The sequence below is a fragment of the Olsenella uli genome (assembly GCF_901212655.1).
GTDB classification, from domain to species: Bacteria; Actinomycetota; Coriobacteriia; order Coriobacteriales; family Atopobiaceae; genus Parolsenella; species Parolsenella uli_A.
The window spans coordinates 25,339-38,527 of the sequence record NZ_CAAKON010000020.1 but is presented as its reverse complement, the minus strand read 5'-3'; the positions used below and the strand labels follow the sequence as shown (position 1 = coordinate 38,527).

Genomic DNA, 13,189 nt, shown 5'->3' with positions numbered 1-13,189 from the left:
AGGGTGTTGCAACGTTCACTAGAATCGGCCATTTGACAAGTATGTGCGGAGGGGGGGCATTATTCGTTGCGCAACTATTATATGGCTGATGCGGCGAGCGAAGCGGCTTTGCGCGCTCACGTCAGGCCCCGACGAAAGGCGCGCGAATGACCCATCCCATCCACACCGCTCCAAGCGCGAGTCCCAGGCACATGAGGGCCCAGGCCGGCCCCCGCCACATGTCCAACAACCTTCACCCGAATCATCCGGCCGCGAAGTTCCACGCCCTCGGCCGCCGCTTCGGCGTCGTCGCAGCCTCGGTCGCGATGACGGCCTCCATGGCCGCCGCGCCCGTGTCCGCGATCGCCGAGGCCTCCCAGGCTAACGTGACGACCTCGGTTACCGCGACCACGGCGGGCCTCGGTCTCACGAAGTCCGACACGGTCGCCAAGTCCGGCGCGGACGCCCTGCGCGCCACGCTGGGCGACGCCCCGTCCGGCAAGGAGTGGAGGTGGGTCACCGACTCGCCGGCCACCACCAAGGTTGTCGTGGACAAGGAGGCCTACGACGAGGAGGTAACCGTCTGGAAGACCTCCGACGGCAAGGCGTTCGACACCGAGGAGGCCGCCAAGTCCCACGCCGCCGAGGCCTCCGAGGTCGTGACCTGCGACGGCGAGACCCGCGTCTCCTTCCTGACCTCCGACGGTGAGGCCAAGGCCCACGTCGACGCCTCCGCGCTGACCGTCTCCGAGGGGACCAGGACCGTCCACCACGACGCCGCGACCCACGAGGAGGCCGTCGAGGAGACGGGCCACTTCGAGCTCGCCGACGCGGCCTCCGGGGACGGCGGCAAGCAGGACGCCGGCACGGGCGAGGGCAAGCCCTCAGACGGGCGGCAGGCGGCCGACGGCGATAAGTCCGATGCCGGCAAGGACGACGGGTCCGCCTCCGCCAAGCCCGACGACAGGAAGGCCGTCGCCCCCTCGGTGAAGAGGGCCCCCCGCAGACCTCCGACCCGGCCATGCTGGGCTCCGTCGCCGCGACCGCCCTCGCAGGCCTCTCGGCCCTCGGCCTCGGCGCCGCGTCCCGCCGCCGCAAGTAGCAACCGGGGTCCGGAGGAGCCTCGCGGCCCCCGTTTCATTGCCGTCGGGGAGTTGGCCTCATCGAGGTTTTTCACCTCCGTACGGGTATGCCCATGTATGAAGCGGCTGGATGTTAACAGGGGCAATCGGAGCCCCGCTCGCAGCATCCAGCCCTTCGTCCTCTCATTCGCCCATATGGTTTTACCGAGCTTCGCGGTGTTTTCCACCAACCCGAAAAAGCGCAGGCTGGACCCCACCAAGTCTGGCCTGCGCTTTTCATGCCATTTTTGCCTACGCAGCCCTAATCGTTATTAGTCGCTCGTTAGTCACAAGACATATATTCAGCCCAACCGAATGGCTAAGGTAAAACGTCCTCATACATGGGAAGCCTTACGCTGGGCTTTTCATCGACCACGTGGCGAACAGTCCCCAGAGGCGGGCGTGTTCCTTGCACGGATTCTCGTCCGATGACCTTGAGAGATGCCGTGAGCTACAAAAGCCAAAACGGACGCACTTGTTGCAAGAACGTCAGTTACCAGCTCGTTGCTAAATAAAACGGCGACCCGAAGGTCGCCGTGTCAATTACATGGTGGAGATAAGGGGGTTCGAACCCCTGACCTCATGACTGCCAGTCATGCGCTCTCCCAACTGAGCTATATCCCCATGAGTTGGTGCGAGAGGTACTATACCAGACGTCGGAGTTCCGTCAACAACGATTTTGCATTATCCAATCATCGTGGCGCGGAGGTCAAGATGGCGTTCAGTCCATTCAGGGATAGCCGAGGCAGGCCGCTTGCGCTTGAGGACATCGCGTTCTCCGACCTCGCCCAGCTGAGCGAGTATGACGAGGGATATGCGCTCGAGTTCAAGCAGACCTTTGGGCAGAGCGTCCGTCGCAAGATTCCCAAGATCATTGCCTCGTTCTCCAACTCCGCGGGTGGTTGGCTCGTCATCGGCGTCTCGGATGCGGACAAGAGCGTCTGCCCTGTGCGCCGCGATACCTTCGACTTCAGTCAGGCGGTGGGGGAGCTCTGCCGTCGGCACGTGACGCCCACGCCCAGGTTTGACATGCGGTTCGTTACCGATCCCTCCCATCCCGATGAGGGCGTTATCATCATTCGCGTGGACGAGGGGGACTTCCCGCCCTACGTGGCAGACGGCGTGGTCGAGGTCCGGGAGGGGTCTACCTCCGGGCCCGCCGTTGGGTCGGCCCTAGTTGAGCTCTACGGCAAGGCCATGAAGCGCCGGGCGGAGGTGTCGGACTTCTGTAGGCGTACCATGTTTTACTCAGAGGGCCTCGCCCTCTTTGACCTGTATCTCTATCGCATGGGCACGCGGTCGTCGGCCTCTCCGGGGCGCTCCGCAATCAACGGCCACTCGCTTTCTATGCGCAAGGCGTTCTCTCGCCAGGGAATGCGCTGCCATGTCCAGCACGCCCACGACTCGCTCATCTTCCGGGCCACCATGCCACGCGGCGCTGCCGACCCACACTCGGCCATCGAGCTCTTCGCGGACGAGTCGATGAAGCTCACCGTTCCTGCGGTGCTCCTGGCAGGGGAGGACCGCGCCCGCGCGCTCGAATCGTTTGCCGAGCTCTCGGGCGAGGGCGAGATTCCCGGTGCAGACGAGGCCGTGCTCATGAGCGCCCCTGAGACCCTGGCCCGCGTGACGCGCATGGCGTCGGTGCTGGACCGCTATGTGCGCGGGCGCGGCCTCGCGTGGACGGATTACGCCGTTGCGTATGAGCTCGAGGGCATGGCGGGCGCCATCCTGTGGAGCGACGACGAGACCTATCTCGATTATGTGCGGGACAGGGGCGTGCTGTTCTGCGGCACGACGGACTGTCGGAGTCGCGTGCGGTACCTCGATGACGGCGACCACGACTCGTTTCGTGCCAGGCAGTTTGCCGGGAGTCACTTCTTTGAGGCGTGCGGTCTTCCGCTCGGGTCCCCAGACCCTCGGGACAACGCGCTGGTGGATGCGCTGCTCAAGAACGGCTGAGTGAATCCGCTCTCGATGGCTTGGGTGCTCGGATGGGCTTATGGTTGGTCGCGGGTACAATTACCAGGTGTTCGCGAGGTGGATGGGTTTGGGCCACAGGTATGGGGGAGTCATGAGTCAGACGCAGGAGAATGAGGGCCGTGGGCTCAAGGTGCTTGCCATCGGCTATCTCGTTTGGGAGGCGTTCCAGTCTGTGGTGGGCACGGTATTGCTCGCCCTCGTCACGGCCGCCTATGCTGGTGCCTATCCCGTCGAGGGAGAGCTTTCCCTTCGGGTTCCCATGCTGGGTGGCAGCGTCTCCGTTTGGGTGCTCATCGTTGCCGGGTGGGTCGTCCTCGCGCTTTCCTGCGTCATCGGCGTCGCGCTTGGCGTCGAGGCGCTCCTTCTCTCCACGAGGATGCGTCGGAGTAGGCATACGGTCGTCCTGGGGCGCGTTGTGGTGGCGGTGAACGTCGCTGCCGTGCTCGTGTCGCTCGTGCAGGCAAGCGCCCCCTTCGGCCTCGCTAGCATTGTGTCCCTGCTTCTTTCGGGGACGGTGGCCCTGCAGGTTCGCTCGTGCGAGGACTCGGGCGCCGAGCCCGACCCGGAGGTGGGGGAGGTCCCCAAGCGCAGCTTTCTTGTAGACGTCGCGCAGCATACGCCCGAGCGCGAGGCGGGGCTCAACGACGCCGAGCTGCAGGTCTTTCGCCTCGTGGGCGGCTACTCCACCATCATGCTCGTGTGGGGCGCGCTTCGCATCCTGATGGGCCTGGCCTCGCTTTTCGCCAGCCCGGCGGCACAGTCGGTGCCAAACGTTCCCGTCGTCCGCCTTGCCGTCTCCGCGTATCTCGTTGCGAGCGGCGTCTACTTCCTCGTCGTTGGGCGCGTGGGCAAGCGCTCCCTTTTTGGCGGCTCCTCGTTGCATGCGTTTTTCGTCATGGGAGCCATCGGCCTCGTTCTGAGCGCGCTTGCGCTCGTCACCTATCTCGTTTGGCAGGTGATGGGTTGGGAGCCGGCCGCCCGAGACGTCTTCGTGTCCGCCATCGACCTTGCGCTGTTTGGCTTGGGGTGCGTCTATGCGAGGAAGCTTGAGACGCTGGGCTTCGATCGCCACAGGGCCTAGTTGGCGCTTTGGGGGCTGAACCGGAGCCCACAGCGTGGCAATGTGAGCCGCGGGTTACCGCGTGCTCCGAGCCCAAATGGGCGTGTTTCTCGAGCTACCAGCCCATCTTTTGCGTGCACGCAGTTATTTTCAAAATTCTTCTGGACATCAGAGAGAAGCTCATGGTAAAGTCTTCCTCGTTGCGCACGACGGCAACGAGCACGGGCGATTGGCTCAGGGGTAGAGCACATCCTTCACACGGATGGGGTCGCTGGTTCGAATCCAGCATCGCCCACCACGAATTTTTAAGGCCAGGCGCTGAGGTGCCTGGCCTTTTTCGTATGGACATCCAGACAGGGGAGCATCTCATGAGCGAGCAGATCACCAATCCCGTCGAGGCGTTTGGCATGCACGTTGCGCACGTTGGCGTCAACGCCAGCTCCGTCGAGGAGGCCCGCGAGATTGCCGGGCTCTTCCAGGTGCTTATGGGGCTCGAGCCTCGCGAGACGCCCGTCTCCGTCTTTGCCGACACGCTGGTCGAGGTCATGAGCGGCAAGGGCCGCGGCACCCACGGCCACATCGGTTTTGGCGTCAACGACCTTCCCGCTGCCGAGGCCTGGTTCAAGGACCGTGGCTTCGAGATCAACGAGAGCTCCCGTGTCCTCAACCCTGATGGCTCCACGAGGCTCGTCTACTTCACGCGCGAGATCGGCGGCTTCGCCATCCACCTCTGCCAGAACTAGTTCGCTCGGCGCGTCCTTACGCCAGCGGCTTTTGGGCATTCGGCGCCCTTCGCGTCCTTTCCAGCCCCAGGGTTTCCGGCGTCTGACGCGCCCTTATGTCACCTAGGAGTCCCTCCCGTGATTCTCCTCGCAGACAAGATATCCAAGTCCTTTGGTGGGCGGACCCTCTACGAGGGCGCCTCGCTGCAGCTCAATGCCGGTGAGCGCTGGGCGCTCGTGGGCCCCAACGGCGCCGGCAAGACCACCTTCCTCAAGATCATCATGGGGCAGGAGACGCCCGATGACGGTGTCGTGAGCTTCCAGAAGGGTGCCTCCGTTGGTTATCTCGAGCAGGAGGCCAAGCTTGCGGGGCATGACACGGCGCTCGAGGAGGTCATGGCGTCGGCCACCGAGATCCGTCGCCTGGGCGAGCGCACGAGCGAGCTCGAGGCAAAGATCGCCAACACCCCCGAGGGTCCGGAGCTCGACTCGCTGCTCTCCGAGTACTCGGTTGCCCAGGACCGCTTCGAGCGCCTCGGCGGCTACGAGCTGGAGAGCCGCGCGCGTGCCATCCTCTGCGGTCTCGGCTTTCCCGTCGAGGACCTCGACAAGCCCGCCGAGGAGTTCTCCGGCGGCTGGCAGATGCGCATCGCGCTCTCAAAGCTGCTGCTTCGCCACCCAGACCTGCTGCTGCTCGATGAGCCCACGAACCATCTCGACCTTGAGAGCGTGCAGTGGCTCGAGCAGTTCATCTCCGGTTATGATGGGGCCGTGCTGCTCGTCAGCCACGACCGCGCCTTCATGGACCGTTGCGTGAGTCACGTGGCCGCTGTGGAAAACCGCCGCATCACCACCTACACGGGCAACTACTCCAGCTACCTCAGGCAGCGCGAGGACAACCTCGAGCAGATGAGGGCCAAGCGCGCCGCCCAGGAGCGCGAGATCGCCCACATGCAGGTGTTCGTCGACAAGTTCCGCTACAAGCCCACCAAGGCCGCCCAGGCCCAGGAGCGCATGCGTCGCATCGAGCAGATCAAAAGCGAGCTCGTGATCCTGCCCGAGGGCCACAGGCGCGTGAGCTTCAAGTTCCCGGACCCGCCCCGCTCGGGCGACATGGTGGCCAAGCTCACGAACGTCTCGAAGTCCTTTGACGACAGGGCCATCTACAGGGACGTGGACCTCACGCTCTACCGCGGCGACCGCGTGGCGCTCGTGGGCCCCAACGGCGCCGGCAAATCCACGCTGCTCAAGATTCTGCTGGGCAAGGAGAGGCCCACGAGCGGCTCCATCGAGCTCGGCCTGCACGTGGGCGTTGCCTACTATGCCCAGCACCAGCTTGAGGGCATGCGGGAGTCCAACACGGTACTCCAGGAGATTGACTCCGTGGCGCCCATGTGGACGAACCCCGAGCAGCGCAGGCTCCTTGGCGCCTTCCTCTTCCAGGGCGATGACGTCGACAAGCCCGTGCGCGTGCTCTCCGGAGGCGAGCGCGCCCGCCTCGCCCTCGCCAAGATGCTCGTGGCGCCCGAGGCGCTGCTCTGCCTGGACGAGCCCACGAACCACCTCGACATCGACTCGGTGGACATGCTTGAGGACGCCCTCAAGAGCTTCCCGGGCACCATCGTCTTGATCAGTCATGACGAGCACCTCGTCCGCTCCGTGGCAAACCGCGTCGTGGACATCCGCGACGGCAAGGTCACGGTCTACGACGGCGACTACGACTACTACCTCTACAAGCGCGAAGACCTGGCACAGCGCTCCGAGGCGGAGGCCCAGGGCATGGCTGCTCCTGTCAAGCCTTCCTCTGCCAAGGCCCAGGCTGCCCCCTCTGTGCAGGAGGCCGGCGGCGGTCGCAACGTCAAGACCAAGGAGCAGCGACGCGCCGAGGCCGAGGCGAGAAACGCCCGCAGCAAGGCCCTGCGCTCCACGAAGAGGCGCCTCAAGGAGGTCGAGGCAGCCCTCGAGCCCGCCCACAAGCGCTATGACGAGCTGATGGAGCTCATGGCGTCAGAGGAGCTCTACGCAGACCAGAAGAAGTTCGACGAGGCGCTTGCCGAGTACAATGCCCTGAAGAAGAAGATTCCCGCGCTCGAGGAGGAGTGGCTCGAGCTCTCCGCCAAGATCGAGGAGGGTGTTGGTGAGTAGTTCGCTCGGCCCATCATACCTCGTCCAGGTCGTCCTCACGGTGGGGCTGCTCATGGTCTCCGCCGTTATCCACGAGGTGGCCCATGGCTTCGTGGCCCACCTGTGCGGCGATGACACGGCAAAGGAGGCGGGTAGGCTCACGCTCAACCCCGCCAAGCACATCGACCCCATGGGCTCTGTGGTGCTGCCCCTCGTCATGGCCATTGCCGGCGGCGCGGTTTTTGCCTTTGCCAAGCCTGTGCCCTACAACCCCTGGAGGCTCAAGAACCGTAGGCGCGACGAGGTGCTCGTGGCGCTTGCGGGGCCTGCCTCGAACATCCTGCAGGCTTGCGCGGGAGCCGTGTTGTTCAACCTTGCGTGGGGCGCCATCGAGGCAAACCCGGCCCTCTACTTCGGGCCGGTGATCCCTGTCGTGCGCGAGTCTCCCATGGGGCTCCTCTGCACGATTCTCGCGAGCTACGTGTGGGTCAATCTCATGCTGTGCTTCTTCAACCTGATCCCCCTGCCCCCGCTCGACGGGTCCAAGGTGGCCTGCTTCTTCCTCAAGGGCGAGGCCCTCGAGAGGTACTACCAGGTGCAGCACTATGCCATGCCGATCTTGATTGTCCTGCTGTACGTGATTCCGCGCCTCGGCGTCGACCCCGTGGGCTGGTACCTCGACGTCACGGCCGGCAACCTCGCCACCCTCATGCTGGGGGCCTAGCGTGAGCTACCGCGTCCAGACCCAGGCATACTCGGGGCCGTTCGACCTGCTGCTGCAGCTCGTGAGCCGCCAGCGCGTGGACATCGGCGCCATCTCCATCTCCGAGGTGGCAGACCAGTACCTCGCCGAGGTGGAGCGCATGGGCGAGCTCGACCTGGATGTCGCGAGCGACTTCGTGCTCGTGGCGTCCACGCTGCTCGACATCAAGGCCGCCTCGCTCGTCCCCGACGACCTGTCGCGCAGGCGCGTCGAGGAGGACGATGACGACCTCGAGGGGCTCACCGCCGACGAGGCGCGCGAGGTGCTCGTTGCCCGACTCATCGCCTACAAGCAGTTCAGGAACGCCGCGGCCGCCCTCGGCGCCCGCATGGAGGCCGAGGCGCGCATGCACCCGAGGACGGCGGGCCCAGACCCAGAGTTCCTCGGCACGATGCCGGACTACCTCGAGGGCGTCACGCTCCGCGGGCTCGCCGTGCTTTGCGCGGACCTGGACAGCCGGCGCGAGGGCTTTCTGCTCGAGGCCGAGCACATCGCCCCCAAGCGCCTGCCCGTGGCGCTTACGGTGGCCTCCGTCGACCGTGTCACGGCCGCACGCGGGCACCTCACCTTTGCCGACCTCATCGACGGCGAGGCCACGCCCGAGCAGGTCGTGGTCACCTTTCTCGCGGTGCTGCAGCTCTTCAAGCTGGGGAGCATTCGCGTCACCCAGACCGAGAACTTCGGCACCATCGACATCGAGCGCGTCGAGGGCGCCCCGGCCTACGAGCCGGACGCGGCGGCCTTGGCAGAGCTGGAGGGAGAGTACTGATGCAGGATCTCACCCGACTCGAGGGCACCTCGGTCAAGGGCGCCATCGAGGCCATGCTCCTGTGCTCCGCAGACCCCGTGGGGGCCACGGACCTCGCCGGCATCCTCGGCGTCGCCCCGGGCGAGGCCGCGAGTGCCCTGGCCGAGCTTGCGGCCGAGTATGCCGACGCCAACCGCGGGTTCCAGCTCCGCGAGGTGGCTGGCGGCTGGCGCATGTTCTCTCACCCCGCCTACCACGACCAGGTGGAGGCGCTCGTCATGAGCTGGGACACGCGCCGGCTCTCCCAGGCGGCGCTCGAGACCCTGGCCGTCATCGCCTACCACCAGCCGGTGACGCGAGAGGGGGTCAAGGCCATCCGCGGCGTGAACTCCGATGGCGTCATCTCCTCGCTCATGGACAAGGGACTCGTTCGCGAGGCGGGCAAGGACCCGCGGCGCACCCAGGCGATTCGCTATGGCACCACGCAGGCGTTTCTCGAGCGCTTTGGCCTCAAGAGCCTGCGCGAGCTTCCCAACCTGGAGGAGTTTGCCCCAGACGAGGAGTCAAAGCGCTTCATTCGCGAGCGCCTGAGCGGTCGGAGCATCGAGTCGACCCTCGAGGAGGCCGCCGACGACATGGACGAGGAGCGTGAGCTGCTCGACGATGGAGCCGGGGACGCTTTGGGCGACGGGCCTGCCGCGGACATGGCACCTGCGGACGGACGGCCCGAGGCCGGGACATCCTCTCTGGTGGACGGCCAGCCTGAGACAGGTGCCGCCTCCGTTTGCGAGGGGGATGCCTCATGACCTTGGGCACAGACGAGCGCGTCGTGCCGATGCGGCTCCAGAAGTTCCTCGCCCGCGCGGGCGCCGCGAGCCGTCGCGGCTCCGAGAACCTCATGACCGCGGGGCGCGTCCGCGTGAACGGGGAGGTCGTGACCGAGCTCGGCAGCAAGGTGGACCCCGCCGTGGACGTGGTTACCGTCGACGGGCGCGAGGTTCGCCTGGCAGACGAGGCCACCTACCTCATCCTCAACAAGCCCATGGGCTACGTGACTACGATGCGCGACCCGGGCGGGCGCCCCTGCGTGGCCGAGCTCGTGCCCATCCGCGAGCATCCCGGCCTCTTTCCGGTGGGCAGGCTCGACCGCGACACGACGGGGCTTCTGCTTTTCACCACGGACGGCGATGCCGCGCAGCGCCTCCTGCACCCTTCCTTCGAGAAGGAAAAGCACTACGTCGCGCTCGTGCGGGGGCGGCTTGCGGAGGTGGAGGCGCGCCGGCTCGAGCGGGGCATCACCTTAGATGACGGGCCCTGCGCGCCCGCGGCCGTCGAGCTTCTCGAGCGTCCTCGCGACACGCGTCCGGTGGCCCCTCGCGGCGTGCCCGAGGGCATGAGCGTCGTGGGCCTCACGATTCACGAAGGGCGCAAGCACCAGGTCAAGCGTATGCTTGAGGTCGTGGGACACGAGGTCGTGGCGCTTCATCGCGACACGTTTGGGCCCCTGACGCTTGGGGATATCAAGCCGGGCTCGTGGCGTGAGCTTACGGAGACCGAGAGGCGCGCGGTTCTGGCCGCGGCGGAGGGAGAGCGTGCGCATGGCTGAGTTCGGGCGGGTTCTCATCACCCGTCATCCCGAGACGGTGAGCAACGTGGAGCACTTCTTCTCGGGCCGCATGGACGTGGCTCTCACGGATCGGGGTCGCCGGCAGGCCGTCCAGGCGGCTGGGGCCATCGCCGCATGGCGCCCCGACCGCATCCTCACCTCGCCGCTCTCGCGCTGCCGTGCCATTGCCGATGACGCCGCGGCTCGGCTTGGCATCGAGCCCGTCGTCGACGATCGTCTCGTGGAGATCGAGTTCGGGGCCATCGAGGGCGTGCGGCTCGACAAGATCAGGGAGCTCGGGTATGAGTTTCCCTGGCCGATTCGGGACGGCAAGACCGATCCTGCGCCAGGCGCCGAGTCCTTTGAGGACCTCATCGCCCGCGCCAGGTCGCTTGTCGACTACGTGGCGACGCTTCCCGGCAAGACGTCCTGCGTCACGCACGGCGGCCTTTCCCGTGCCATCTTCGCCGCCGTCTACGACGAGCCTCTCGACCGGTTCTGGAACCACGTGGTCGTGAACGTGTCGTCCATGGTCTACGTATCGGACGGCTCGAGGCTCTCTCTGCAGACGGCGGGCCTCATGCCAGACGAGCTCAAGGCCCGTGCCGAGCGTGGGTTCGTGCCCGGGGGAGACGTGGGCGTGCTTCCCCGCGAGCCGGAGGACGACCTCTCCCGCGCCGCCGATCACATCACGAATGCTAAGGAGCACTAGATGATCGTTGCCATCGACGGGCCCGCTGGGTCCGGCAAGTCCACCGTCGCCCGCGCCCTTGCGGCCCGAGAGGGGCTTACCTACCTCGACACGGGTGCGATGTATCGCGCCGTGACCTGTGCCGCGCTCGAGCGCGGCGTCTCGGCTTCGGACGCTGATGCCGTGGCCGAGCTGGCCCGAACGCTCCCGCTCTCGCTCACGACGGGTGCCTCCGGCCAGCAGGTCCTGGTCGATGGCGAGGACCGCACGGCTGAGATTCGCACGCCCGAGGTCGATGCGAACGTGTCTGCCGTCGCGGCCAACCCCGCCGTCCGCGAGGCGATGGTCTCCCTCCAGCGCAAGCTTGCCGAGGGCGCGAACGTCGTGGCCGAGGGGCGCGACATCGGCACCGTCGTGTTCCCCGCGGCCGAGGTCAAGGTCTTCCTCACGGCAGACCCGGCAGCCCGCGCCCATCGCCGCGCCGTCCAGCGCGCCGGCGGAGACACCGCCACGGGCAAGGCCGCGGCAACGGACGCCGCCCAGGAGCGCGCCGTGGAAGACGAGCTCATCGCCCGCGACAAGGCCGACTCCTCTCGCGCCGCCTCACCCCTGCGTCCTGCCGACGATGCCCGGCACCTCGACTCCACCGGGCTTTCCGTCGACGAGGTGTGCGACCTGATCGTGGGCCTCATGCGTGAGGTGCGCTCATGAGCGCGGAGGGCAGGAGCGTGCGTACTTCCTCCGGCACAGGCAAGATGCGCGCCTTTCGCTGCGAGCGAAGAGACTACCTGACACACGGCGTGGGGGAGTACCCCCTGCCCATCAGGGTGCTTCACGCCATCGTCTTCTTCCTCATCTGGCTGTTCTGCCGCATCAAGTGGCGAACGAGGTTCTACGGCATGGACGAGCTCGTGGAGCACGTGCGCGACCGCGGGTCGGTTATCGTCATGAACCACGTGTCCATGATCGACCCCGTCGCGACCGTCGTCTACCTCGGGATGCGAGGCGTCACGGTTCGCCCAATCTACAAGAGCGAGTTCGACCGCATCGGTCCGGCCAAGTTCTTCTTTCCCCGCATGGGCGCCATCCCCATCGAGCGCGGCTCGGCCGACATCAACGCCCTGCGCGCTGCCAAGGACGCCCTGGGCCGCGGCGAGTGCGTGCTGATTTACCCCGAGGGCACGCGCGTCAAGAGCGACGAGCAGGAGGTCGAGATTCACGGCGGCTTTGCCATGATCGCGCAGATGGGCAGAAGCGACGTCGTGCCCGCCGCCATCGTGGGTGCGGCGGACCCCTACAAGACGCGTCCCACGCGCGGGAAGCGCCCGCTCGTCACCTTTGGACAGCCCATCACGTTCGAGTCGCTGGGCGTCAAGGGACGCAAGGCCCAGATGGCCGAGATGGAGCGCGCTGCCATGGCCGAGGTCTACCGCCTGCGCGACGAGCTGCGCGTCGAGAACCCCGGGCTCTGGTAAGGCCCGTCCGATACCAACCACCCAAGCCCGGCGCCCTGGTGCCGGGCCCTTTGTCTGGAGGCCTGATGCCCACCATCACCGTTGCCGAGCACGCCGGCGCCTGCTATGGCGTCCAGCGCGCCCTTGACCTTGTCCACCAGGTGGCAGGCGATGCCACGGGACCTGTCCACACGCTCGGGCCGCTCATCCACAACCCCCAGGTCGTGGCCGGCCTCGAGAGCGCGGGCGTCACCGTCGTGGAGGACGTTCCCCGCGAGGCTGGCTCGACGCTCGTGCTTCGCACGCACGGCGTGGTTCCCGAGGTGGAGCGCTTGGCCCGCGAACGTGGCCTCTCGGTCGTCGATGCCACCTGCCCCTACGTCAAGCGCGTCCACCACGCGGCGGAGCGCCTCCAGCGCGATGGCTACCAGGTCATCGTGGTGGGCGAGAGCGGACACCCCGAGGTCGAGGCGATCTTGGGACACGCCCCCGGGGCCGTGGCGGTGGCAGACGTCGCCTCCCTCGAGGGCATCACGCTCTCCAAGCGCGTGGGCGTCGTGGTGCAGACCACGCAGGCCAAGGCCCGCCTCGACGAGGTCATCTCGGCCCTTACGGCCAGGGTGCCCGAGGTGTGCGTCGTGAACACCATCTGCGAGGCCACGAGCGAGCGCCAGCAGGCCGCCCGCGAGCTTGCGGCGGGCTCGGACGTCATGGTCGTCATCGGCGGGAGGAACTCGGCCAACACCACCCGCCTCGCCGAGATCTGCGCGAGCGCCTGCGGGCGCACGCACCACATCGAGACCCCTGGCGAGCTCGAGGGTTTATGGTTTGAGGGCGCCGAGGCCATTGGCGTGACGGCAGGCGCCAGCACGCCCATGGCCCAGATTGACGCCCTCGTGTCTGCCATCCGGGGGCTTCTGTAGCCTCCGTGGCGCCTG

The 13,189-nt window shown here is 66.6% G+C and carries 13 protein-coding genes and 2 tRNA genes; 14 read left to right on the top strand and 1 reads right to left on the bottom strand.

Features of this window, described 5'->3' with window-relative positions; all coding sequences use genetic code 11:
- Positions 1–218 precede the first annotated feature (218 nt).
- Positions 219–1,376 (top strand): hypothetical protein, encoded by a 1,158-nt coding sequence (locus EFAMC2_RS02735; protein ID WP_187325109.1) that lies wholly within the window; start codon positions 219–221, stop codon positions 1,374–1,376.
- 272 nt (positions 1,377–1,648) lie between these two features.
- Here EFAMC2_RS02735 and EFAMC2_RS02730 read toward each other — a convergent pair.
- A tRNA-Ala gene (locus EFAMC2_RS02730) sits at positions 1,649–1,724 on the bottom strand.
- A 90-nt stretch (positions 1,725–1,814) separates the two neighbouring features.
- On the opposite strand from EFAMC2_RS02730, the gene EFAMC2_RS02725 reads away from it, so the two are divergent.
- The 13 genes from EFAMC2_RS02725 to ispH all read left to right on the top strand — a co-directional run bounded on the left by EFAMC2_RS02725 (position 1,815) and on the right by ispH (position 13,174).
- Positions 1,815–3,062: an ATP-binding protein gene (locus EFAMC2_RS02725; RefSeq protein WP_187325108.1), complete on the top strand. Its 1,248-nt coding sequence runs from the start codon at positions 1,815–1,817 to the stop codon at positions 3,060–3,062.
- Between the two features lie 112 nt (positions 3,063–3,174).
- The gene (locus EFAMC2_RS02720) at positions 3,175–4,164 is read left to right on the top strand and encodes a hypothetical protein (protein WP_154026762.1); all 990 of its coding nucleotides are present in this window, start codon (positions 3,175–3,177) and stop codon (positions 4,162–4,164) included.
- A gap of 202 nt (positions 4,165–4,366) precedes the next feature.
- Positions 4,367–4,441: transfer RNA gene (locus EFAMC2_RS02715), tRNA-Val, on the top strand.
- Positions 4,442–4,511: 70 nt separating this feature from the next.
- Complete coding sequence (locus EFAMC2_RS02710) at positions 4,512–4,886, top strand: VOC family protein (protein WP_154026760.1); 375 nt, start codon at positions 4,512–4,514, stop codon at positions 4,884–4,886.
- A 117-nt stretch (positions 4,887–5,003) separates the two neighbouring features.
- The gene (locus EFAMC2_RS02705) at positions 5,004–7,010 is read left to right on the top strand and encodes an ABC-F family ATP-binding cassette domain-containing protein (protein ID WP_154026758.1); all 2,007 of its coding nucleotides are present in this window, start codon (positions 5,004–5,006) and stop codon (positions 7,008–7,010) included.
- Positions 7,003–7,713: a site-2 protease family protein gene (locus EFAMC2_RS02700; protein ID WP_261980002.1), complete on the top strand. Its 711-nt coding sequence runs from the start codon at positions 7,003–7,005 to the stop codon at positions 7,711–7,713. The genes EFAMC2_RS02705 and EFAMC2_RS02700 overlap by 8 nt, the downstream gene beginning before the upstream one ends.
- 1 nt (position 7,714) lies before the next feature.
- Positions 7,715–8,521 (top strand): segregation and condensation protein A, encoded by an 807-nt coding sequence (locus EFAMC2_RS02695; protein WP_154026756.1) that lies wholly within the window; start codon positions 7,715–7,717, stop codon positions 8,519–8,521.
- Positions 8,521–9,306: an SMC-Scp complex subunit ScpB gene (gene scpB, locus EFAMC2_RS02690; RefSeq protein WP_154026754.1), complete on the top strand. Its 786-nt coding sequence runs from the start codon at positions 8,521–8,523 to the stop codon at positions 9,304–9,306. The genes EFAMC2_RS02695 and scpB overlap by 1 nt, the downstream gene beginning before the upstream one ends.
- A complete protein-coding gene (locus EFAMC2_RS02685) occupies positions 9,303–10,106 on the top strand; it encodes a pseudouridine synthase (RefSeq protein ID WP_154026752.1) in 804 nt (267 codons plus the stop codon). Before scpB ends, EFAMC2_RS02685 begins: the two co-directional genes overlap by 4 nt.
- On the top strand, positions 10,099–10,818 hold the full coding sequence (locus EFAMC2_RS02680; RefSeq protein WP_154026750.1) for a histidine phosphatase family protein: 720 nt from the start codon (positions 10,099–10,101) through the stop codon (positions 10,816–10,818). Before EFAMC2_RS02685 ends, EFAMC2_RS02680 begins: the two co-directional genes overlap by 8 nt.
- A complete protein-coding gene (gene cmk, locus EFAMC2_RS02675) occupies positions 10,819–11,508 on the top strand; it encodes a (d)CMP kinase (RefSeq protein WP_154026748.1) in 690 nt (229 codons plus the stop codon).
- Positions 11,509–11,525: 17 nt separating this feature from the next.
- Positions 11,526–12,272 carry a lysophospholipid acyltransferase family protein gene (locus EFAMC2_RS02670; protein WP_261980000.1) on the top strand — a complete coding sequence of 249 codons (747 nt, stop codon included), beginning with the start codon at positions 11,526–11,528 and terminating at the stop codon, positions 12,270–12,272.
- A 65-nt stretch (positions 12,273–12,337) separates the two neighbouring features.
- Positions 12,338–13,174 carry a 4-hydroxy-3-methylbut-2-enyl diphosphate reductase gene (gene ispH, locus EFAMC2_RS02665; protein ID WP_187325107.1) on the top strand — a complete coding sequence of 279 codons (837 nt, stop codon included), beginning with the start codon at positions 12,338–12,340 and terminating at the stop codon, positions 13,172–13,174.
- Positions 13,175–13,189 lie beyond the last annotated feature (15 nt).

Excerpts from the sequence above, each read along its gene's own strand:
- EFAMC2_RS02735 (WP_187325109.1), top strand. The coding sequence starts at position 219 with ATGTCCAACAACCTTCACCCGAATCATCCGGCCGCGAAGTTCCACGCC.
- EFAMC2_RS02725 (WP_187325108.1), top strand. The coding sequence starts at position 1,815 with ATGGCGTTCAGTCCATTCAGGGATAGCCGAGGCAGGCCGCTTGCGCTT.
- EFAMC2_RS02720 (WP_154026762.1), top strand. The coding sequence starts at position 3,175 with ATGAGTCAGACGCAGGAGAATGAGGGCCGTGGGCTCAAGGTGCTTGCC.
- EFAMC2_RS02710 (WP_154026760.1), top strand. The coding sequence starts at position 4,512 with ATGAGCGAGCAGATCACCAATCCCGTCGAGGCGTTTGGCATGCACGTT.
- scpB (WP_154026754.1), top strand. The coding sequence starts at position 8,521 with ATGCAGGATCTCACCCGACTCGAGGGCACCTCGGTCAAGGGCGCCATC.
- EFAMC2_RS02685 (WP_154026752.1), top strand. The coding sequence starts at position 9,303 with ATGACCTTGGGCACAGACGAGCGCGTCGTGCCGATGCGGCTCCAGAAG.
- EFAMC2_RS02680 (WP_154026750.1), top strand. The coding sequence starts at position 10,099 with ATGGCTGAGTTCGGGCGGGTTCTCATCACCCGTCATCCCGAGACGGTG.
- cmk (WP_154026748.1), top strand. The coding sequence starts at position 10,819 with ATGATCGTTGCCATCGACGGGCCCGCTGGGTCCGGCAAGTCCACCGTC.
- ispH (WP_187325107.1), top strand. The coding sequence starts at position 12,338 with ATGCCCACCATCACCGTTGCCGAGCACGCCGGCGCCTGCTATGGCGTC.